Origin of the sequence: Rhodobium gokarnense, assembly GCF_025961475.1 — a bacterium.
GTDB lineage: Bacteria > Pseudomonadota > Alphaproteobacteria > Rhizobiales > Rhodobiaceae > Rhodobium > Rhodobium gokarnense.
Genome location: NZ_JAOQNS010000010.1, coordinates 1 through 21046, shown reverse-complemented (window position 1 = coordinate 21046; position 21046 = coordinate 1). Strand labels below are relative to the sequence as shown.

The following is a 21046-nucleotide window of genomic DNA, read 5'->3' as shown; positions in this document are numbered from 1 at the left end:
GGAGGAAATGCGCCTCAGCGCATTTCCTGGTAGGTCCAGCCGTCATTGGTCTCGAAAAACCGGCCCTTGATCGGCGGGCTCATATTGACGGGTCCCTTGCCGGTGCCGTTGCCCATGCGGAAGTCGCAGACATAGCCGGGCTGGCCCTGGGCCTCCTTGCAGCCGGATTTCTCGATGATGGCCTTGTCCAGGAATTCCTGCGCGGTGACGCCGCTGGTGGCCTGGCCGCGCCTGCGGGCAACCCCCTGCACACCGCCGAACAGGAGTTCCAGCCCGGCACGGGTTCCAGGGTCGCGCTTGATGGCATCGCGGATATCGTCCTCGCCGGGCTCGCCGGAGCATCCGGCAAGCCCCAGCGAGGCGGCGATCAGGAGGACGATGGCGAACGGATGGTGGCGGATCGTCATGGCGTCTGTCCTCCCGCTCACAGCTTGGGGCCTTGGCCGCCCGATTGGCGCAGCCGGTTGACGTAGTCGTCGAAGAATTTGAAATCCGCCTGATGGTTGGCCTTGGATCGAGCGGCGTCGAACAGGGAGAAGGCGAGCGTCCGGGCGTGGTCGTCGGACAGCCCGTAATCCACATGAACCCTGAGGGCGATATCGCAGTTGCCCTTGCGGTTGATTGCCTCGATATCCCGCTCGGTGAAGGCCATCTGCGGCTTGATGTAGCCGCAGCCGGTCAACAGGATGTCGTTGTCGGAGAGCTTCACCGGCGCGCCGTCGTCAAAGACGTAGAAATAGCTGTTGGAGCCGTGATTGTTGTAGGGCGTGAGCGGATCGGTCCCGAACTTCTCCCGCAGGCGCGGCAGCAGCTCGGAGATTTTCGGTTCCACAGTCTTGTCGAGATAGCTGATGGCCCGAAGGATGCCGTAGACCTGCGCCCCCGAGGACGGGGCGCTCATATAGACGTTGATCTCTTCGGTCCGGTGCTCCGGAAAGCGGTGAATCTGCGCCGCGATCATGCTGGGATAGCTGGTCTCGACGAAGCTGCCGCCGCCGGTGGGAAGCTTGAAGCGGGTGGTATGGACGCGGATATTGCCGTAGGCACCGTCCGGCAGGTCGGCGACGATGCGTTCCAGCTTGGCCTTGGCGTCCTCGAACCGGTCGCCGATCTCGATGCCGAGAAGGTCGAGGCGGACGCCGTCCGGGGCGCCCTGTCCCTTCGGGATGTCGAGTATCTTTTCCCATTTTATGCCGTCATCGGCCAGCGCCTGTGAAGCAATGCCGAAGACGACGGCAAGGCCGATCAATGGAATCGAAAATAATCGGGAGAAAGAAAGGTGTTTAGAAAGGGGTCCCTTTTGTCGTTATTGCGGGAATACGGAAATTAGACTTGATCCGGCCGCGTTTCAATGATTCAACGGGGTCCCATCGCCCTCAAACCAAGGGAAACCGCGCCATGCAAAAGGGACCCCTTTCGGGGGCATCCTCCGCATGGCCTGCCAATCCCCTATCCCCCTGAATTCACACGCCTGTTTTCGTTTGCCCCCGGCATCCCCCTGCGCCAGATTGTCCGCATGAAGATCGGATATGTCCGGGTCAGCGACCATGAACAAACGGAAGCCCTCCAGATCGACGCTCTGCACCAGGCCGGGTGCAGCGTCATCTACGGCGATCACGGCGTCTCGGGCGCTGTTGCCGACCGGAAAGGGCTGACGGAGCTTCTGGCCGACTTGAAAGACGGCGACACGCTGGTGGTCTGGAAGATCGACCGGCTGGGGCGGTCAACCGTTCACCTCCTTTTGCTCCTCGACGAACTACGCAAGCGTGGCGTGGGGTTCATCTCGGTCACCCAGGGCATCGACACCACGACCGCCATCGGCCGGATGGTCTACGGCCAGCTTGCCCTGTTCGCCGAGTTCGAGCGGGAGCAGATCAGTGAACGCACCAAAGCGGGCATGGCAGCCGCCCGCAGGCGCGGAAAGCATATCGGACGGCCGAGGAAGTTGAGCGATGAACAGGTCGCATTTGCGCGCAAGCATTTTGCGGATGGTTCGCGGACGGTCACGGCTTTGGCTGCGACGTTTAAGGTCTCACCAGGCACTGTGGTGCGAGCACTTGAAGGTGTTCTTTAGCCACAGTGGACGTAGAAACGATTTGCATCGCTTTAGTTCAGTTATCCATAACGAGGACGATTCGATCGGGAGGATGAACTTCATCAAAACGACAATGCTCACTGCACCATGCGGCGGCAGGTGGGGAGAGCCATCCGGTTATTTCAACGATATTCGAGTAGTGCTTTGGAAGATTCCAAGCGATGATCGGCTCATGATGCGCCGTGCGATTCCGAATGACTCGAATGGGCGTCAATGGACCAGACAAATCTTTCCGTCTCAGGCCCTTTCCATCGGGCTTGCGGGCAATTTTGTGAAGGTTCTGTTGCCAAAGCTGTTCGTAGTTTGCGCCTAGCATCCCAGTCCAAAACCCGAAGGTGAGTTCAGCCACGATCTGTCCTGATGTTCCTTCTTTTCCCTGTTCGGCGATATCGGTCAAGGCTTTTTGGAGTTGTTCGGGCTGACGATCGCCCAGTAAACAGCCGTCGTCTTGAAACCACCTCTCGTGAAAAGCCTCGGACATGACGGTATGAATACGGTTTCGCAGCGCCACTTCCAGCATTTGCAAGGGAACATAAAGCGCTTCCGATAACTTTGTGTTCAGGGTATAAAGTTCGATAGCCCGCGCACGGTCACCATCCGACCAAGCCAGATAGCGGCTGAAACGCTCGGTTGAGAGGGCCTCTTCTAAGCCCTTATGTGGTTCGAACTTCTCCATAAGTTGACTTTTTTCCCTACCTCACCTATCCTGTAAGAGTAAGCCCCGGTACCGTCTCTGCCTCTGGCACGCGGCCGGGGTAAATTTTTTATCTAAGCCTTTCCTAGCTTACCTTTAGGTGTTTCCAGTGCCGCCTTCGCAGCCTTGCGCCTCTTTTTGTCCGCTGCAAATTCCGGTTCCAGCTTCTGAACCCGCTCAACTAGACCGTCGAGATGATATATGTTGCTGTTGAAATCGCCTGCGGCTGTACGACGGATTTCGCGCTTGATTAGGCCGGCCTGTTCCAACGCACGAACATTGTTCTGAATCGTCTTTGGCGTTACGGCCATGCGTTCAGCAAGTTCCTTTTTGGACGGAAACGGCCGCCGGCTGGGCTCAAACCAATAATCCAGCAACTGCACAATGATATTCATTTGCGTCGGATTGATCCCAAGCCGCCTTTGCGCTTGGATCAGAATCGAGGGGATACCGGCATAGCCGTGAGAATAGACCGGCTTTCCCCAAATTTTCTCAGTCGATGATTTTCCCTTTTCCGATGATTTGGGAAATTTGACTACTTCAGCCGTTTTTTCTTGGTCGGACATGATGAAAACTCCTTTCCACTGAGAATAAAGGAGTTCCAGCGGGCAATACAATATCTGTACGCCGTCTGGGTGAGGAAAATGGCGAACCCACCTGACTACAGCTTATTGATCTGGTTCTCCGAATAGCGCTATTAGGTCCACGGTCCTTCTGTGGTCATTTTTCGACCTTAGGTCAGGAAAAATTCTTCCCTATTGGTAGGGTTGTCAATTTCCACACCTAACACCCGAACTCGCACCGCCGTTATAAATCTCAGCTAACGACAACAAGTCGATGGCTTTTCGCCGAGTCCTTTGTCGCCTTGCCAACCACCGCAAATGGCAACCATTTAAAATCTTCACGCAAAGCAATCGCTCCGCCATCTCGAACCTCCGAATCCATTCGCCTCAAGGATTCAGACTCTCTCCTGTGGAAATTCAAAATCTGAGCCGCGATCATCGCAGCTTCGTATTACGCGACCGAGCCACGGTCCGTGTCGTGGGCCGGAGGCCTGTTTTCCTTGCGGGGAGAGAGGAGGCGAAGCCTCCCGGCTTCCCCGATACGCCGTTGAATGAACAATAAGGACGGTGCGGCAAGCCCTGTTTTTGGGCTGTTTTGGATATCTATTCGGGTACTTCGCCGAAAATATTGGCATTTACGGGTGTTTTTGGATATATTTTCAGGTATGAGATTCGATCCCGACACCCTGACAATCACCCCGCAAATCCTCTCCCTCATTGCCGAGATCGACGAATTCAAGGGCGCGTGGAAAGCGCTGGGCACGCTGGCGCCGGAACGCCTGTCCGCGCTGCGCCGTGTTGCTACCATTGAAAGCATTGGGTCATCGACACGGATCGAAGGCAGCAAGCTGAGCGACCGCGAGGTGGAGCGCCTGCTTTCCAACCTGGAAATCCAGAAGTTCGAGACCCGCGACGAACAGGAAGTCGCAGGCTATGCGGATGTGATGGAGACGGTTTTTGCACATGCCGACGCCATCGACATCACCGAGAACCACATCAAGCAGCTTCATCGGGACTTGCTGGCTCACAGCGCCAAGGACGAGCGGCACCGGGGGCATTACAAGACCAATCCGAACCATGTCAGCGCGTTCGACGCCGAAGGGAAGGAAATCGGCGTCGTGTTCGAAACGGCCTCGCCGTTTGAAACGCCGCGCATGATGGCGGAACTGGTCGAATGGACCCGGGCCGCTCTGGACGAGCGAACGACCCATCCCCTGTTGGTGATTGCCATCTTTACCGTCGTGTTCCTGGCTATCCATCCCTTTCAGGATGGCAATGGCAGGCTGTCGCGGGTTTTGACGACGCTGCTGCTGTTGCGTTGTGGCTATGCCTATGTGCCCAACAGTTCCCTGGAAAGCGTGATTGAGCAGAGCAAAGAAAGCTACTACATGGCGCTCCGCCGCACCCAGGGCACCATCCGCGGCGACGCGCCGGAATGGGAGCCGTGGGTTCTGTATTTCCTGCGGGCCTTACAGCAGCAGAAACAAAAGCTGGAAGCGAAGATCGAGCGCGAGCGGATCGTGATCGGAACGCTTCCCGCTCTGTCGGTGCAAATCCTCGAACTGGCCAGGGATCACGGCCGACTGACCATCGGCCAGATCGTCAAGCTGACCGGCGCCAACCGCAACACCATCAAGAAACACCTGAAGGATTTGGTGTCGTCCAATCACCTGGCTCAGCACGGAACGGGAAAAGGGACGTGGTACGGGAGGGGATGAGGAGGATGAAGTTCATCGCCCCCCCATTCTGCTTTTCATTCATCGAACGAGTGATCTGCTGGAGACGTTCGAGCGCGGCGATGCTCACCGGCATGACCGCCCGGCTGGGCGTCTCGCCCCTGACACTCTCGCGGGCGCTCAAGACCGTTCCCTGAATGCTGCCTCGACCGCGCCGCACTCCCGGAACCATTCCCAGAGGTCCGTCAGCAAACGGCCGTCTTCCGGATCGGGGTGGCGCGAGGTACCGTCGAACCAGTCGAGGAACCAATATTCGATACGGTGGACGGTGAAATCGGGATTGACGTAGAACCGGAATTCATCGGACGGACCGCCCCAGGACAGCTGGTAGCGGAAATAACCCTCCGGCTGGTCCTCGAAGGTGTTCGGGGCAACATAGTCGAAGCACAGGCCATAGTCGGCCAGGGTTTCTTCGTCGTCTTCCATACCGTCGCATTCATTCCGCCACAGGCGGCAGAGATCGGCCATTCGGCTGCGGTAGTGTTCTTCCAGCCTCTCGGCGCAGGTGGGGTAGGCATCGTTGCGGGACATCTCATCGTCCTTTCATGGTTATTCGGTTTGCTGCTGCAAACCGGCTAGCCACGCGGCAATGAGCGAGGGAGAGCCGTCACAGGCCAAAAACGGCCGGGACTGGTGCGGGCCGGAGCCCGCCAGGGCGACTACACGGTCCGGCCGTTTTTGCCCGGAGCGAATGCGGAGGGGTCAGCCTTGATGGCACGGGGCCGCAGGCCCTGAAGAACAAGGAATTTCAGCCGACTGGCTGTCCGGTCAGATGCGCGAGGGATGGAAGCCGGACGGCCGAGACCATGAAGTAGGCTCGGTTCACGACAGCCCGACCCGCAGGGTGCGACCAACAATGAATCGTCAATGCACTTGAACGGCCTCTGGAAAATATGGAGATATGCGCTCCATCTCGGCCTGATCGTTCATCAATCTAACGCAAACCAAGTTCTTTTTCGTTCTGGAAGCGGCCACGTATAAAAGTTTCCGCGACGCAACGTCCCTTTTCGTATCGGGGGGATCAGCTGTAAAACAATTTACAAAGTCGTATTCCGTAGTCCATCCGTATTCGTCTATTACTAGAAGCACATTATCTATCCCAGTTCCTTTCGTTTTATGCATCGTTGCGAAGCCGCCATCATTTTCCTCGTAGTCATAGAATGACAAAACTTCGTTAAATGGAAGTTCGTCCGCAAATAATGCGGTGAAGAATATCTTTTGCTTGAGTTCGTTGGCTCTGTCCTCGTATTCGGATTCGACCAAATCCGCATTGAGGCTCTCTCTAGGTGCGGCTCCAAGTTCCTTGAGCATCTGCGCTTTGGTTCGGTAGCCACTGGCGTGAAGCGCTTCAAAAGCCGCGAATACGGGATCGTCCTTAAGACGTGCCAACAGATCGTTGCGGCGAGCTAAAAAGGCTGCGTGGCTTTCCGAAATTCTTATCAACCCAGCTTTTGCTGCGAATTCCACTGCTTTGTAAGCGGAAAGGTCTTCGGCAGTGAATGAACGTAGCATCTCGTCAAGCTTAGCTTTGTCAGAGACCGAAGAAATGGAAAAGCCCCGCTTTCGAAGCGTGGTGATCAAGCGATTGTATGAGCGCCTGTCCCCAGGCAAGCTCTGATGCAATGTCGTCAAATCGACTATTTCATCAAGCTGCAATCGATCAAGCGTTTTGCGCATTCGTTCTCGGGGCTCCGAGTATCGATTGTCAAATATCTGATAGAGTCGTCCAAAACCCACATCATTGGCAATCGATTTGTTTGTGAGCTTTAGCTGGACGTAGCCTGGAAAATCTTGACTGACCCTTTCAACGAGAGCATCGAGCGCTTCACGGAACAGCGCGGCATTAGCTTTCCGATCTAGTGGTTTATCGCCCGTGTCTACTTTCTCTGGCGCGAAGTCATACAGCAGTTTTACGCTACCGTCTCGGCTCTCACGGCTTTCAATCGTGCCGTCATCGAGCGTTTTGAGCGCTACCTCTTGCTTCAATCCGTCTGTGCGAAATTGATTGGCAAAGGTTATGACCTGCTGGGAGCAGCGGTAATTGTCGTCTTTCTCTACAAGAATGATTTCCTTTGCGTCGATGTACTCTTGAGCGCTACCTATGCCATCTGAGTAAATTGCCTGCTCCGAATCCCCAAACAAACCAATGATTGTTCGAGATGGCTTGGATAGGCAGCGGAGCAAAACGCGGATAACGTCCGCGTTCGTATCCTGATATTCATCAATGAATATACAGTCATGCCGATCCGAGACAATTTTCCCCAATATTGGGAACTCGTCGAGCATCTTGCAGGCGATTGCGATTAAGCCGTCATGCCCAAATGACGGCTCGTTGAAATTGTCGAATTTCGTTTCGTTGTAGACGAATTCATCAGGATTTCGGGCTGTCAATTTTGCGCGGATTTCTTGATTCAGCTCACAGATCAATTCGTTCATCTGGGTGATGTACGCACCCGGTTCCTTATCGTATTCGCGCTTCCCGGTTACCTTCGGGGTTAATTCGCCAAGGACAGTTTGGCGGCGGTTCTCCAATTTTCCGTAAGCCTTCTTATAGCGCCTGTGTTCTTCAGATTTTCTGAGCTTTTCGTCTCCGCCATAGTGCTCATCTCCCAAGCCAACAAAAAGGGGGAGCTCGAACAGGGTCGGAAAAACATGCTGAATGTTCCGTTTGAATGGCGAGATAATCTCGCCCAGAAACGAGTGGATGGTTGAGACTTTTATGTCAGCCGAAATGCGGTCGGCAATCTCGTCGGCAGCTTTGTTCGTATGGGTTATGCATGCAATTTTGAGCTTTTGGTCGACGGAGAGCACTTTCTGGACAACCCTTTTTAGGCTCTCAGTTTTGCCGCTCCCCGCGCCGCCTTGAAGGAGAAAGCTCTCACCTCCGAGAACGAGTTCCGCAATCCGATCTACCGGATTCAATTTCGGTGAATCCATTTCAGACCATCCATTATATATTCGGGTGCTTCCCAGATATATTCTTGCGTTTCGTCGTCTTTGCGCTCAACTAGCTCCGCATATAGAATCGACCCGGCGAAATCAGATTTCTTGCTGAGAATTCTTTCCGTCAGAGCGTAATAGTCATCCCCATCAAAGCTATCTAATTCGTGCACATTCTTTAGCCCATCTAAGTCCGCTCTTTTAATTTTTATCTTTTCGAAATTCTTCGCAATGAAAGCATCCTCGAAACTTCTTGCGTGATAGCCACTCTCTTCCGTTTGGTAGACAAGCTTGATTTTCCCGTCATTGGATGCAGCTTTGCCGCTCAGAAGACGCTTGTGCCAATCCTGGTGCTCGTCGGCATTCTCAATCGCCGGAGCCGAAAGGAAGTGTTTGAGAGTCTCATTCGAGGTGTGCGTGGAGCCTTCGACCTTGTGTGCTTGATAGCTCGGCTTACCGTTTTTTTCATTGGGTACGGCCTTGGTCGTGTCGATATCTGTGATGATAAGAGTACGGACACCAATGAACTCAAGGAATGGCGCAAACGCTCGCGCGTTCGCACCGACCTCCAGCACGGAGATGTTCTGAGAGGAAAGGCCCCCTGTCTCGGCGGCCTCTTTATTCTTTTTATCGTGCATTTCAATAAACAATGGGAGGAGGATGCGTTCAGTTGTACCCTCGATAAAAATTGCCTTATTAGCAAAAAACAGCTCTGCCGAATTTATGGTGAGATATTGCTTCAAGAATTTGAATAGTGACTTTCCGTCTGCGCCAAGCTTATCGTATTCCCTGCAGAGGTCAGTGTGAAAATTCTTGATAGAGACCGGCCCTGAAGCAGATGATCTTGATAGATAACGTATGTCCTCGAAGTCGGATTTCGATACGATATGAGAGGAATGCGTGGTGATGAGGGCCTGTAGGCTAGGTATTGCAGATATAAGGCCGTGGATTTTGTCTGCAAACACATACTGCATCTGTGGATGGGTATGCGCCTCGGGCTCCTCAATCAATAAGAGATTTAATGGCGCATTTCGTCTTGAAAAGTCGTCACGACATAGTTCGATTTGCAGAAGGAGATAAAGGATATTCAGATAGCCAAGACCGCTGTAATGCTCGGGAAGGAAGTTATCTGCGTCGCCGTATATGACTTGAGAGGAATTTTCGATAAGAGACTGCGACTGGATATTGGAGACGACTTTCAAGTCGCCAAGGTCTAGAAAGTCGCGTGAATTTCTCAAAAAACTCCCGAAAACCTCAGCATACTGCTCACCTAGCTGCGCGTCGATCTCAGCCAAAATCGATCTCAGCTTTTCAATGCTTCCAGCCCCGGGCTTATCTGCGCTGGCGTCCTCTTCGTTCTCATCGTCGGCATCTGCCTCAACATCTCGCTTTCGAAAGAACTTGGTCGATATCGCAGAAAGTGGCTTTGAACCACGCCCGGCATCCTCTGAGCTCGCAACGTTCCTGCGGGCGTGGATAACTTGAAGATTTATGAGCGCGTGAAGGCTGGTACGCTCCTTTTCCTCCAGCTGACTACGATGAGACATGTAATACGCTTGCTCACCGACGTGCCCGAAATCATCAAATGCATAAACTCTTACGTCGAGAAATTTTCCTGAAAGGTTGTTTTCGATGAACTTCTTGCGTTCTTTTTCGTCTTCCGGGAGAACGCGAACAAGCTTTTTCTTATCGATGGTGCATTCGAAGAGAATGCTCGTGTGTCGCCGATCTGGATCGAGGTCGAGCATGAATTCGGAGAGAATTCCCAGGTCATCTGCTTCAGTGTAGGCAATGCGAAGAACCATTCTTATCGCAAGGTCTTCGACGTTCGTATCGGCGTCTATTTTGAAGATGGCTTCGCGTAGGCTAAGTGGAAAATCAGTGAATGAAAACGTGTCCGGTTTTTCCAGGAATTTGTCCAACAACACAGCGAATGATGTCTTGCCAGTATTGTTTTTTCCTACAAGCAAAGTCGTTTTTTGCCGCATATCTATGCAGCATTCCTGCAGTAACCGAAAATTCTCAATTTTTATCTGCTCAATATGCATGTGTCTATGGCGGTTTATTATTCGCCGAAGCGTCTGAATACATGTGATTTAATTGAGATTAGCACCATGGAGTCAGCGGCGCAAAGGGTTGTTGCTCCTTTTAGTAGCGCCCACAGGTCGTCGGCTCCTCGTCTGCGCATTGGCCCGACAAGCCCATTCTTTAGCCATGGCGCAGGCGCATGATGGAGAGGGAATTCTCCGGGTCCTGCTCGTGGTTCCAAGGGCGGTGAAGCGACTTTGGTCGATGGGATGGTTCCAAGGAAAGGGCAGCGCGAAAGCTCCCTTCCTGGTTTCCATGAAATGGCCCGGGCCTTGGTGCTATTCACAGCGCCATCGGTCGCCGCCAATCACATCGCCCAACACGGCGCGTGCAAGGGGACTTGGTACGGCCAGCTGTAGGTCGCGACTTGCAACGATCCCTTCACTCAGTCGGTGGCGCTATCCGCGAACGCTACTTCAGGGAGGAAAAAGTCCGCAGGCGACTTATCTCCGAACAGATAGTCTTTGCGCTTTTTTTGCCACTTTTCGGCACGGCGGTCGATTGACCGCAACACCGTGGGAAGGAACGCGCGGAAGACATTCGTCTCTGGTCCTGCATCTTTCGACCAGATATCGAAGCGCCCGTCGACGATCTTATTAAATAGAACAGAGGCCCGCCAGAACACCAACGCCGTTTTGGCGCCTTTCATTTGCTCATACCATTTCCGTGCCCACAAATTGCGTTGGTAGGCTCCACTGGCAGCCTTGTGGGCGATCCCGATATAGCCCTGCGCCTTTTCGAAGCGTGCGAGAACTCTGCTTGCATTGGCACTTTCATCACAAAAGCCAGAAAGCGTAAGCGCCAAACATGTATCGGCGGGCTGTCCGGATGCGAGCAGGCCGTCGATTGTCTCCTCAACAAGCGCAGACTTCCCACTCAGACTTGCGGCAAGAACCTCCAGCGCGATCTGGCCATCATCACGACGCGTGATAAGACGGTGCTTACAGATTTCTTTGATACCGGGAACGTCCGCTTTGCCCCATAGGGCAAGTGAATGTGCGGGAACCTTCGCTATGCCCGCCACGCGGTTGATCGAGGGACTGATAGCTTCAAGCCGGGCGAGCAGTTTCCTGGCGTTGTCTCCGGCTGGTAGGGAAACCGCGACTTGCGTTGCAACATGGTGGACGTGGCACAACTGAGCATCCTTGGCACTGCTTAGTATGGTAATCCAACGCTTTCCCGCTTCTTCATCAGCCTCAATGAGCGCCTTCATCCCACCCAGGGTAAGGTCTGAAAGAACAAGCCTCGCATCAGCCGATGTCAGATCTTTTGTGAACCGATCGAACGACTGGGCAAGGCGATCTTGCCGTGCATCAAACTGCTCACTCGTCTCACCCAAGCGATCGAGCCTATCTGCAATATCTTGGCTCGGAGGTGGATCACTCAGCGAGATCATAGGCGGGCTCGAACTCGCAGCATCTGGCGTTGATGTAACCATTTCTGGCATATCGGGACCCTGCGTGTAGCCAATCGCGTTGATAAGCGCTGCTTCAACACGCTTTGCGATCTCTTTGGCCGCAGCTTGACCTAGCGCCTGCGCAGCAAACCCATAGTGATGAAGGTCCATCCGATCGAGTGCTTCATCAAGAGGGATAAGCCCCGATTTCGCAGCTTCAAGAATCGCAGAAGAGCCATACCACCGCTCAAACGTCTGCTCACCTGTTCGGAGCGGACGTGCATCCCATCCACTCGCAACGACCAGCTTCAGCAGGGTGTCATCGCCACCAGCCGCAGCGGCTCCTAAGGCCTGAGTGCGCACGCTTGCATCGCCCGAGTTAAGAAATTCTCCGATGATCGCACGAGAGCGCGGCGAGAGGTCGGGACGGGAATATCCGATCGCAGCAAGTGCCGAGATTTGCTTGTTGCTGTCTGTTGACTGCAGAACACGTTCCAGCACGCGCTCGGTCGTTTCTTTTGATGCCGGAAGCAGAGCGTCGAGAATGTCCAAGAGAACGTTGTTACTATTTATGCCAGCGATGGCCCCGAGCTGCTCGTCTGCGGTGAGATGGGCGATTGCGGCATAGATACAATATTGAGCAGTAAGCCATTCATCCCGACCGTCACGGTTATCTTTGTCGAGTTTCGCCTCAGTCTCTTGTCCTACCTTCAGAATATCGCGCGCCTGCTGCTGCGTTAGCGCAGAGCTATGTTCAAGCAGCGTGAGGGCGGCTTGCCTTTTGGCGAAACCCGTTCTCTTTAAAAAATCGTCTGCCAACCCGCGATGTGGGACGACCGCATCGTCAAGATGAAACCGCACTACCCCCGCTCGCGCCATGTTAAAGAAATGATCTTGCTCTCCTTGGCCCATGTGGGTTGCAAGTTTGGATGCATCGATCTCGCGGTACTGCTTTGCAGTCTCGTCGACATTGTCAGGCTTATTCGTGCCTGGATCGCATGGATCGACTGCGCAATAGTCCTCAATACGCGACCATCCTTCGAACTTCTCTCGATCACGCGTGAGCCATTCGGCGAGGTCTTCGGCCTCCCTTGCATCCTCCACCGCACCGGTTCCGCGCAGAATCTCAACGATCGCCCATTTACCAACGGCCAAAGAATTGTCGCCCTCGAAAACCTTCAGCTCCTTGATAAGCGCTGCCCGCGTCTCCTTCCAGTCTACGCGATTGAAGCGAATTAGCTGCCGAAACTCTTTGTCAGGGGCGTGTATGGCGGGTCCGAGAGCATCTGAGAGGCTCCATTTTATTAGGTCACAAGCAAATCCTTCCAACGGCTTACCCGCAAGCAGAAAGAAGGCCAGACGTTGCAGCGTTTCGAAGCGCCAGTAATCTGTCTCAACAAGATTTTCTTTGATGTATTTCCTCTCAACCCCTGTCAAAGACGCGGACTTCTTGTCGAGGACATCCTGACGCTTGGCGCGCTCCTCACTCACGTCCGCATCAGAGTCACGCCCCTGCGATTTGAACATCATTCGCTCGGGGGCAAGTGAATAGAGGGCTAGCCAGCGCCGCACAGCAGTGGATATTTCTGCCCAAACCTGGGGATGGTCCCGATGCTTGAGAAGCGAATAAAGTAGCCAATCGGCATTGGGGACGTGGGAGCTGCTGGTGTGCACGCTCTCAGCCGCGGCAAGAAAAGACGACGCTGCTGTTCGCGCCAAAACAGCGAAGGCTTCGGCCTCGCTGATGGGCAAGTTTTGCAACGATACGAAATGCTCGATCAGGGCTTCCCTGACTTCCGGGCTCGCTTCATCATCCAGGCATGCGATTTGGATTGCCAGGAAGACGACGCTCGCGGCTTCATCGAGGGCACTTACTGGCTCCAAAATACGAGCGAGGCGATCTTTGGGATTACGCCCGTTCCTCAGTTCCTTTTCAAGGGCGTCGATCAGAGAAAGCGCAAGCCCAAGATTGAGGCCCTCGTTTTTAATCTCATATTGCAGATTGCCTTTCACTGGCTCAAAGAAGCGGCAAGACGCTGCGTCTTGCAGGCCCTGATGGTTCTTCTCCTCAAATAAACGAAGATCATCAGTCTGCTGCCTTTGCGCACGTGCCAAAGTTTCGTTCGCAAGCTCCTTCAGGAGTTCGGCGAACTGAGCGCCAGACATTGGTGCAGCACCCGTCGTTTGAGCTTTGCGCATATGCTCAAACATAAGACGGCCAACACTAAGCTGCTCGATCGTTTCGACATCCTTCTTCGAGAGAAGATCCACGGCGATACCAAGTATCCTCGGGTTACGAAGTGATTCGAGAACATCAGGCTTTACCTCGCCTGAATCGATACTTCGGCTACGAAGAATGGCTTGCACTTCTGCTACGGTCCATTGGCCCACTCGGACCTCGGCAACCTTGCTAGCAAGCGTGTTTTTGAGGTGTTTCCAATGCGCTGTTCTTGTTGTGATGACGAGACAGCCGCCGATCTTCGCAAGCTCTGATGCTGCATAATCCAGCCGTCTTGACCAGTCGTTCCTAAGGGACTGATTGAGCCCGTCGATAACCATGGTGACGCGCACATTGTGAGGTCTTGGGTTGGCGCGCCATCCTTTGATTCGCCGGCTCCATCGCTCAGATGCCCGTGGAGAGACACGCCCTCCCGTTTGCTGTACCAGCTTGTCGATAAGGTATGTCTCAAAACTGCTGACAACTTCTGGTGCGAGCAGGTCTTCTGCGGGAATCAAGAGAAAAACTGATGCTGGGTCGCTGGCAAGCCAGGTAGATGCTGCTAACCACGATTTCCCGACTCCCTCTTCACCGATGACGGCGTATATCTCCGCTTCAGGAGTTCCTTTGAAGGCTCCAGCTAGCTTGCCCTCGATTGGTCGCGCTATTGCTGTGAGCCCTGAGTTATCTCTCGGTGCAAGTGGTTGGCCAAAGTGAGCGCGTGCAGAGACCCGGTTCGAGAGGATGGAAGTCATCCATTCGCGATTGCGCTTTCGCGCATAACCTAGTCCTGCTTCCTCGGCTGATAAGGCGCTGTGAAGCGATTCCAGTCGAGCTGGCAGATCGGGATGTTTTGCAAAATGGTCAATCGCGCTACGCGCATTCTTGATTAGGGCTGGCTTTGCTTTGCCATTGAGATTTTTGCTGATGAAGTCTTTCGCCTTTTGACCCGTTTTGGCTATTGCCACCAGAAGCGGGCCAAGGTCATTTTCATTCCAGTCTAAAAGGACCGAGCCTATACCCTGGCTCTCACAGACACGGCGCATGTCCGTCGCAGTCTGCGCTGCGATCTCACAGGTTGCACCAAGTACCCAAAGGTCTACTTGTCCTGCGTCGTCACTCAAAAGGTCGAAGAGCTTAGCCGTGATCTCAGCCGGCTTCGGGCTTTGCTTGTACCGCTTGCCTTCGAAGTAAGTCGCACCGCCATCAAAGGCACTGTCGCCATCACGCCCGCGTTGCGAGCCGGACTTGGCGAGACGAAATGACTGCCCTGTGACCTCGCCCAGAACTATGCCGAGTAACCCCTCAAATCCGTTATGGCCGGAGTGATGAAGTGCGAGCAGCGCGCTCCTCAAAATATCGGAGTGTTTCTTATCTACGGGATTCATTGTCCTACGCTACAACAGTCTGGTTTTCAGGAGTTACAGAAAAATCGTCTTCAGTTTCCATAGCGCAATGTTTCAGTAATTTTTGAGTTCAAGGTTGGTCCGGCTCATTGGTAGGACCGGATGGCAAGGGTTATCAGTAAGGGCTCCCGCAAATGCGGGAAACCCGTTGACCCGCGCCAAGGGGCTGCCGTGGGGATAAATCCGACAGTTGACTGAGCATGGTTTCGGTGCAGGTGGAGAGGCAAATCTCCAAGCCCTGCTCGTGGGTCCAGGGGCGGCGAAACGCCCTTGGTCGGGTTCAGCGCCGATGCGCTGACGGCATCCAATCGGCGAACGGTTGGCCCCTCGGGAGAGTCGGGGTTCCACAGGGGTGCGAAGGCCCTTTGGTCGATGGGTGCAGGGAGATCGAAATCTCCTGCGAGTGGTCAACCGACGATACGGCTGATTGGCGCGGCGAGGCTCAATGCCGAGCAAGCGCCAAGGGCGAGAGGGATGCAACGGGAGAGCGCAGCGTCTCCCTTGCCAAGATGGTGCGGTGTCATACCGCACACATCTTGCGTTCAGTCCGAAGGGCTCGCTATGACCTTTGCCACGTGTTCATGTCGGTTCAATTTCGGGCCAGGTGTTGCCACGAGCTTTTGCAGCGTCGGCCCAGCGCTCGTCCCAGGCCCGCTACTCTCCATCCGATGAGATAGCCCGGATTTCTCTCAGGGCTGCGCGCCGGTGGTCCTGACGGAAGCCGGGTGCGTTCCTTTCCAACCAGAGGATGCGCCCATCCATCTGCCGCATGACCGCCCGCAGGCCCAGGGCCCTGTTCTCCGGCTTCCGGCCGACCGGGCCGCAGATGCGGATGATCTCGACCAGGTGGGCGAGCATCATGTCATAGACCTGCTCGGAGCGGCGTTCCTTCATCATGACGTGGAAGTCGTACCGCCAGCAGCTTTCCGCGAAATGATAGGGCGGCTCGGTCGTCGGCGACCGCAGCCCCATCTTCGTCCGGTGCCGTTTGAGGTAAAACTCCAGGAGTTGGAATTCCAGCAGCGGATTGTCACTCTCATAGGCGAGCGGGTCCTGGCCGCCGTAGAAGTCCGTGAACAAGCCCGCCTCATAGAAATAGACCCGGATTTTCCGGAAGATCGCATGGACGCTGTTCAGGCTGAGGCCGGTCTGGCGCGCCGTTTCGGTCGCGGAATGGTCGCGCACGAAATGCCATAATATCTTCCGGAAGCGGTATGCGCTGATTTTTGCCGAATGGTAGAGGGGGCGGGCCCGGTGCTTGGTTTTCGCTTTTCGTGGCATCGTTCGGCCAAAATTCCGACTTTGAATTCAAACATATAGGGCTGTGTCCTATGCCCTGCTCCAGGCTTTTGCTTGTAGAGCATTCTTGATGCCAAAGGCTGCCTTTCACAAGATTACAGAAAATAGAACCCCGCGCTGGGCAAAATAAAACTTGCAAATACTAGGACCATAATCCTATTATGTTCCTGTTTTGTTCTAATCAGCAAAACAGGAAAGGAAAGAGCACGGAACGACAATGACAAAGCGCGATGAAGACAGGCCCGGAGCCTCCGTTGGGCATCCGGAGCCCACTCCAAGACCGACTCCCCATGAAATCGCGCTCGTCCGTACGTTGCGAGGATAGCTGCGGAAAAAGATTACAAAACGTTCCTCATGACCGGTCAGATTCCCTATCATTCCAAAGATAGGAAGGGGAATTAAGATGATTAAAGTTGCCAGCTACGCCCGCTATTCAACGGATTTGCAGAATGACCGCTCGATTGAGGATCAGCTTCGCATTTGCCGAGAGCGAGCCGATGCCGAAGGCTGGCAGATTGCTCATAGCTATTCCGACCGGGCGATTTCCGGAACGACAATGCTGCGTGCCGGCCTTCAGGAATTGCTTGTCGGCATTCGCGACCGCAAATTCGATATCGTTCTGACGGAGGCGCTGGATCGCCTCAGTCGCGACCAGGAAGATATCGCCCACATCTATAAACGCATCAAACATGCGGACATGAAGCTGATCACGCTAACGGAAGGCGAGATCACCGAGCTTCATGTCGGCATGAACGGAACATTCAGCGCGGTCTATATCGACAATCTGGCGAAGAAAACGCATCGCGGCCTTAAGGGCGTCGCGCTTTCCGGCAGAAGCGCCGGCGGCAAGTCCTATGGGTATGACGCCGTGCGCAAGCTCGACAAGAACGGCGAACCCATTCGGGGAGAGCGCAAGGTCAATCCGGACGAAGCGGCAATCGTCAACCGCATCTTCCTCGATTACGCGAACGGAAAATCGCCGAAGAAAATCGCGTTCGATCTGAATAAGGAAGGCGTTCCCGGGCCGCGCGGTGCGGCATGGGGACAGTCTACCATTAACGGCAACCGTAAACGCGGGAGCGGCATCCTCAACAACGAACTCTACATCGGACGCCAGGTCTGGAACCGTCAGCGATACAAGAAGAACCCGGACACGGGAAAAAGGGAGTCGTTCCCGAATCCGGAAAGCGAATGGGTCACGGTGGAGTTGCCGGAGCTGCGCATCGTTGAGCAGGAGCTTTGGGATCGTGTGAAAGCCCACCAGCACTCGCTGGAACACAGCAAGGAAGGGTTTTGGAAAAACCAGCGCCCGAAAGGCCTGCTCTCCGGACTGGTGAAATGCGGGTGTTGCGGCGGTGGATTCTCGAAGGTATCGGCCACGCATCTCGGTTGCTCGACGTGCCGTAACAAAGGCACCTGCGACAATCGCCTGACCATCAAGGCCGACAGGCTCGAAGAGATGGTCATCGGCGCTCTGCGCGGTCGGCTGATGAACCCGGAGCTTTGCCGTGAATTCTGCAACGAGTACACGGCCCATCTGAACCGTCTGCGCATGGAACACAATGCGGCACTGACCGGGTATCAAAGCGAGTTTGAACGGAACAAGCGCGAAATCGACAAGATGCTGGATGCCATTGCCGATGGCGTCAGCCCATCGTTGGTCAAGGATCGATTGAATGCGCTGTCCGTGCGTCAGGATGAGCTAAAGGCCCTTCTGGACAAGACCGAGGAAGCGCCTGTCCTGATCCACCCGAACATGGCGCATCGATATCATGTCGAGGTGCAAAAGCTGATCGAGTCTTTGAATGATCCCAAACACAGGGCTGAGTCGGCCCAGATCATTCGCAGGCTGGTCGACAAGATTGTCCTAAGCCCCAACGAGGACAAAAGTGCCCTGGTCGTTGACCTGCATGGTGATCTCGCAGGAATCCTGCAGATCGCCCACGGAAAACGCCCGGAGGTTGGTGTTCAACCCTCTGACTTCGTTGACCAAAAAACGAACTCGGAAATACAGCAAGTTAAGTTGGTTGCGGGGGCAGGATTTGAACCTGCGACCTTCAGGTTATGAGCCTGACGAGCTACCGGACTGCTCCACCCCGCGCCAAAGCGGCGCCCTTTCGGCGCCGCGGGACACTCATGTAGCAAATTGATTTGCCGATTGTAAGGGGGCGCGCGTCATTTTCCTGTCATAAAATGCTGCACTGCGGCGCCGTAACTTTAAGTCATTGGAAAAGAAAGGCCTTCCGGCGTTCCGGCGAACCCGGGCCGGCATCCCGGCCGGACCCGGACCGGACCCCGGCGGGCCGCATGGCTGCCCCGTCGTGGGCGCATGGCGAACGACAGGAAGGCGCCCTCCCACGCCGGCCGTTTGTTCCGACGCCGGACGATGCGTTTTCCTGCCAAGGCATGTTCCCAAAATGTGAGGAATTTGGCGGACAAAAAATCGCGCAGAACAACGGCCTGACGCATGCGGCGTGGTTGAGAAAAGATGCGATGGTGCTTTGGCCGAGGGCGCGCAGGCAGCCCTCAAGCGAGCCCACGATCGTTCCCCGCGACCGACCCCTCAGCCTCAACAGCGCATGCCGAGGCCGGGCAACGCCCGGCTCCCGGACTTGGCCCGCATCCTGACACAGCTAGTTGATAACGATCACCCGCCCGCAGCCAAGCGCTCGCCTCGCGCGCCGGCGTGGCGCAGGAAATCGCGTTCAGGCGCTCTCTTCCTCACGTCGCGGGGTCCATTCCGGCCAAATCCCGCATCGCGTCGTCCTCCAGGTCGAAATTCGTCGTCACCTGCGGGCAGCGCAGGCAGACATCGGGTCCTTCCTGGGCGTGCCAGCGACAGGTCTTGCGAATGGTGCAGGCCGGCAGCGACGAGACGACTTCGGTCAACCGAGACGCAATCCGGCTCGCCAACTGACAGTCCGCACCGTCGAAATGGCGGCATTGCGAACTCATGCATGTCCCGGCAAACCGGAACACCTCGGTGGGACGCATCGGCTCTGCAAGCTTCAGGACGGCCTCGTCGACAGGACGGTGGCCTGCAAGATAGGTCAGGTGCGGGCTGCCGTCCTGCTCTTCGACGATCCCGAGCACGCGCGCGCCGGAAACATCCGGCTGCGTGCTGGGACAGGCATATTCGACGGCGATGGTCGCCTGTTCCGGTTTCGCCGCGCCGCGCGCGTCGGTCAAACCGGGAAATACCCCATCGTGCCGCCGCGGTCGCGCAACAGCACGACCGGCTCCGCGCCGCCGGCCAGATCGCCGAGGCCCGACACGACGCCGCTTGCCAGCTTCGACAAATCGGCCGCGCGCGCCTTGCCCAAGGCGTCGTCGCGAATGATGAAACCGACGATGCCAGGATCGGGCAGGAAGCCGAATTCCAGATCCTTGACGGTGAGCGCACTCTGACCGGCAAGCGCTTTGGCGACCGCTTCCTTGGCGCGTTCGCCCAGTTGCTCCATCGAGATGCTCTTGGGTTTCCGTGACGTCATCGTGAAGTCTCCTCCCCCGACAGCCATCTAAAGTAGCCGTCATGTTTTTTACTATTATTGATTGATCAGAAGTACAGCATCTTTAAGTTGAAGTCCAGGACAATCTCTTCCGGATACCTTGCCGCGCGATGTCGGGAGGCAGCACCGGACCGCCAGGCCAGGGTGTTTCCGAGTAGAGATGGAACGCTCCTGGCCGAAGACATCGGGAGAACCGACGAGACGCCGGCCAGGCCGCCGGTCAGGCGCCGTCCGGCGGGCGGCAATCAACGTCTGCCGATCATGGCCCTCAGCCGTCCCGGCGCGCTGTCCGTCCCGGCAACGCCTCCAGCGCCGCGACGTGATGGGCGGCGCTTTCCGGCGAAAAACAGCAAAAGACGATGCGTTCCAGCGCAGCGGTTCCGGCGTCCACATGGCCGGCCACCGTCGCCGCGGCAATGCGCGCCGCATGGTCGGCCGGAAAGCCGTAGACGCCGGTGGAGATCGCCGGGAAGGCAACGCTCAAAGCGCCCGCCTCCTCGGCAAGCATGAGCGAATTGCGGTAGGCGCCGGCGAGGAGATCGGGCTCGCCACTGCCGCCGCCGCGCCAGACCGGACCGACCGTGTGGATGACGTGGCGGGCCGGCAGGCGATAGCCGCCAGTGAGCCGCGCCTCGCCCGTCGGGCAGCCGCCAAGCGTGCGGCATTCGGCGAGAAGCTCCGGCCCCGCCGCCCGGTGGATCGCCCCGTCGACCCCACCGCCGCCGAGCAGGCTCTCATTGGCCGCGTTTACGATGGTGTCCACCTCAAGCGTGGTGATGTCGGCGACGAGGACCTCCAGCCGCACGCCCGATCGTTCAATCGTCAGGCCGTCGCGCATCGCGTGTTCCTTTCCTGCCGGTGCTCCCATAGCCTCACACCCGACCCGCCGGAATCGCAAGCCACCAGATGAATGCCGTCATCGCGAGGAGGCCGTGAGGCCGACGCGGCGATCCAGAACAACATATTCGGAACGCGTGGCCCTGGATTGCCGCACTCGCTTCGCTCGTTCGCAATTGTGCAAGTTCACGAATTCGGTGATGGGTTTTCGGTTTTCTTTTGATCGGCGAAGGCCTTTGGGGGGATGTTTCCGATCGCCTGGTGG

General features: G+C 55.8%; 15 protein-coding genes, 1 tRNA gene and 1 pseudogene. 4 read left to right on the top strand and 13 right to left on the bottom strand.

Going from position 1 to position 21046, the window contains the following annotated elements; all coding sequences use genetic code 11:
• Window positions 1-14: 14 nt before the first annotated feature.
• Complete coding sequence (locus M2319_RS16445; RefSeq protein WP_264602552.1) at window positions 15-407, bottom strand: hypothetical protein; 393 nt, start codon at window positions 405-407, stop codon at window positions 15-17.
• A gap of 17 nt (window positions 408-424) precedes the next feature.
• Window positions 425-1249 carry a hypothetical protein gene (locus tag M2319_RS16440; RefSeq protein WP_264602551.1) on the bottom strand — a complete coding sequence of 275 codons (825 nt, stop codon included), beginning with the start codon at window positions 1247-1249 and terminating at the stop codon, window positions 425-427.
• Window positions 1250-1516: 267 nt separating this feature from the next.
• On the opposite strand from M2319_RS16440, the gene M2319_RS16435 reads away from it, so the two are divergent.
• Window positions 1517-2074: a recombinase family protein gene (locus tag M2319_RS16435; RefSeq protein ID WP_264602550.1), complete on the top strand. Its 558-nt coding sequence runs from the start codon at window positions 1517-1519 to the stop codon at window positions 2072-2074.
• Between the two features lie 37 nt (window positions 2075-2111).
• On the opposite strand, the gene M2319_RS16430 is transcribed toward M2319_RS16435, so the two are convergent.
• Entirely contained in the window at window positions 2112-2771 is a 660-nt protein-coding gene (locus M2319_RS16430) for an Abi family protein (RefSeq protein ID WP_264602549.1), read from the bottom strand.
• A gap of 92 nt (window positions 2772-2863) precedes the next feature.
• Window positions 2864-3355 carry a helix-turn-helix domain-containing protein gene (locus tag M2319_RS16425; RefSeq protein ID WP_264602548.1) on the bottom strand — a complete coding sequence of 164 codons (492 nt, stop codon included), beginning with the start codon at window positions 3353-3355 and terminating at the stop codon, window positions 2864-2866.
• A gap of 548 nt (window positions 3356-3903) precedes the next feature.
• Here M2319_RS16425 and M2319_RS16420 point away from each other — a divergent pair.
• Both M2319_RS16420 and M2319_RS16415 read left to right on the top strand, forming a co-directional pair.
• Window positions 3904-5070 (top strand): Fic family protein, encoded by a 1167-nt coding sequence (locus M2319_RS16420; RefSeq protein WP_264602547.1) that lies wholly within the window; start codon window positions 3904-3906, stop codon window positions 5068-5070.
• 5 nt (window positions 5071-5075) lie between these two features.
• Window positions 5076-5225 (top strand): hypothetical protein, encoded by a 150-nt coding sequence (locus tag M2319_RS16415; RefSeq protein ID WP_264602546.1) that lies wholly within the window; start codon window positions 5076-5078, stop codon window positions 5223-5225.
• On the opposite strand, the gene M2319_RS16410 is transcribed toward M2319_RS16415, so the two are convergent.
• The 5 genes from M2319_RS16410 to M2319_RS16390 form a co-directional block, all read right to left on the bottom strand.
• The gene (locus M2319_RS16410) at window positions 5209-5619 is read right to left on the bottom strand and encodes a hypothetical protein (protein WP_264602545.1); all 411 of its coding nucleotides are present in this window, start codon (window positions 5617-5619) and stop codon (window positions 5209-5211) included. The two genes, M2319_RS16415 and M2319_RS16410, sit on opposite strands and share 17 nt — an antisense overlap.
• Before the next feature lie 333 nt (window positions 5620-5952).
• Complete coding sequence (locus M2319_RS16405) at window positions 5953-8025, bottom strand: UvrD-helicase domain-containing protein (protein WP_264602544.1); 2073 nt, start codon at window positions 8023-8025, stop codon at window positions 5953-5955.
• On the bottom strand, window positions 8007-10076 hold the full coding sequence (locus tag M2319_RS16400; protein WP_264602543.1) for an ATP-dependent nuclease: 2070 nt from the start codon (window positions 10074-10076) through the stop codon (window positions 8007-8009). The genes M2319_RS16405 and M2319_RS16400 overlap by 19 nt, the downstream gene beginning before the upstream one ends.
• Window positions 10077-10501: 425 nt before the next feature.
• Window positions 10502-15118: a hypothetical protein gene (locus tag M2319_RS16395; protein WP_264602542.1), complete on the bottom strand. Its 4617-nt coding sequence runs from the start codon at window positions 15116-15118 to the stop codon at window positions 10502-10504.
• 672 nt (window positions 15119-15790) lie between these two features.
• Window positions 15791-16321, bottom strand: coding sequence for a hypothetical protein (locus tag M2319_RS16390; RefSeq protein ID WP_264602541.1), 531 nt, complete (start codon window positions 16319-16321; stop codon window positions 15791-15793).
• A gap of 517 nt (window positions 16322-16838) precedes the next feature.
• Between M2319_RS16390 and M2319_RS16385 the strand changes: the two are divergent.
• Window positions 16839-17855 (top strand): annotated as a pseudogene (locus tag M2319_RS16385) (recombinase family protein); the annotation flags it as partial.
• A gap of 604 nt (window positions 17856-18459) precedes the next feature.
• Here the strand turns inward: M2319_RS16385 and M2319_RS16380 are convergent.
• The 4 genes from M2319_RS16380 to M2319_RS16365 all read right to left on the bottom strand — a co-directional run bounded on the left by M2319_RS16380 (window position 18460) and on the right by M2319_RS16365 (window position 20782).
• Window positions 18460-18536, bottom strand: a tRNA-Met gene (locus M2319_RS16380).
• A gap of 620 nt (window positions 18537-19156) precedes the next feature.
• Window positions 19157-19624 carry a hypothetical protein gene (locus M2319_RS16375; protein ID WP_264602540.1) on the bottom strand — a complete coding sequence of 156 codons (468 nt, stop codon included), beginning with the start codon at window positions 19622-19624 and terminating at the stop codon, window positions 19157-19159.
• Complete coding sequence (locus M2319_RS16370) at window positions 19621-19896, bottom strand: hypothetical protein (protein ID WP_264602539.1); 276 nt, start codon at window positions 19894-19896, stop codon at window positions 19621-19623. The genes M2319_RS16375 and M2319_RS16370 overlap by 4 nt, the downstream gene beginning before the upstream one ends.
• 316 nt (window positions 19897-20212) lie before the next feature.
• On the bottom strand, window positions 20213-20782 hold the full coding sequence (locus M2319_RS16365; RefSeq protein WP_264602538.1) for an O-acetyl-ADP-ribose deacetylase: 570 nt from the start codon (window positions 20780-20782) through the stop codon (window positions 20213-20215).
• Window positions 20783-21046 lie beyond the last annotated feature (264 nt).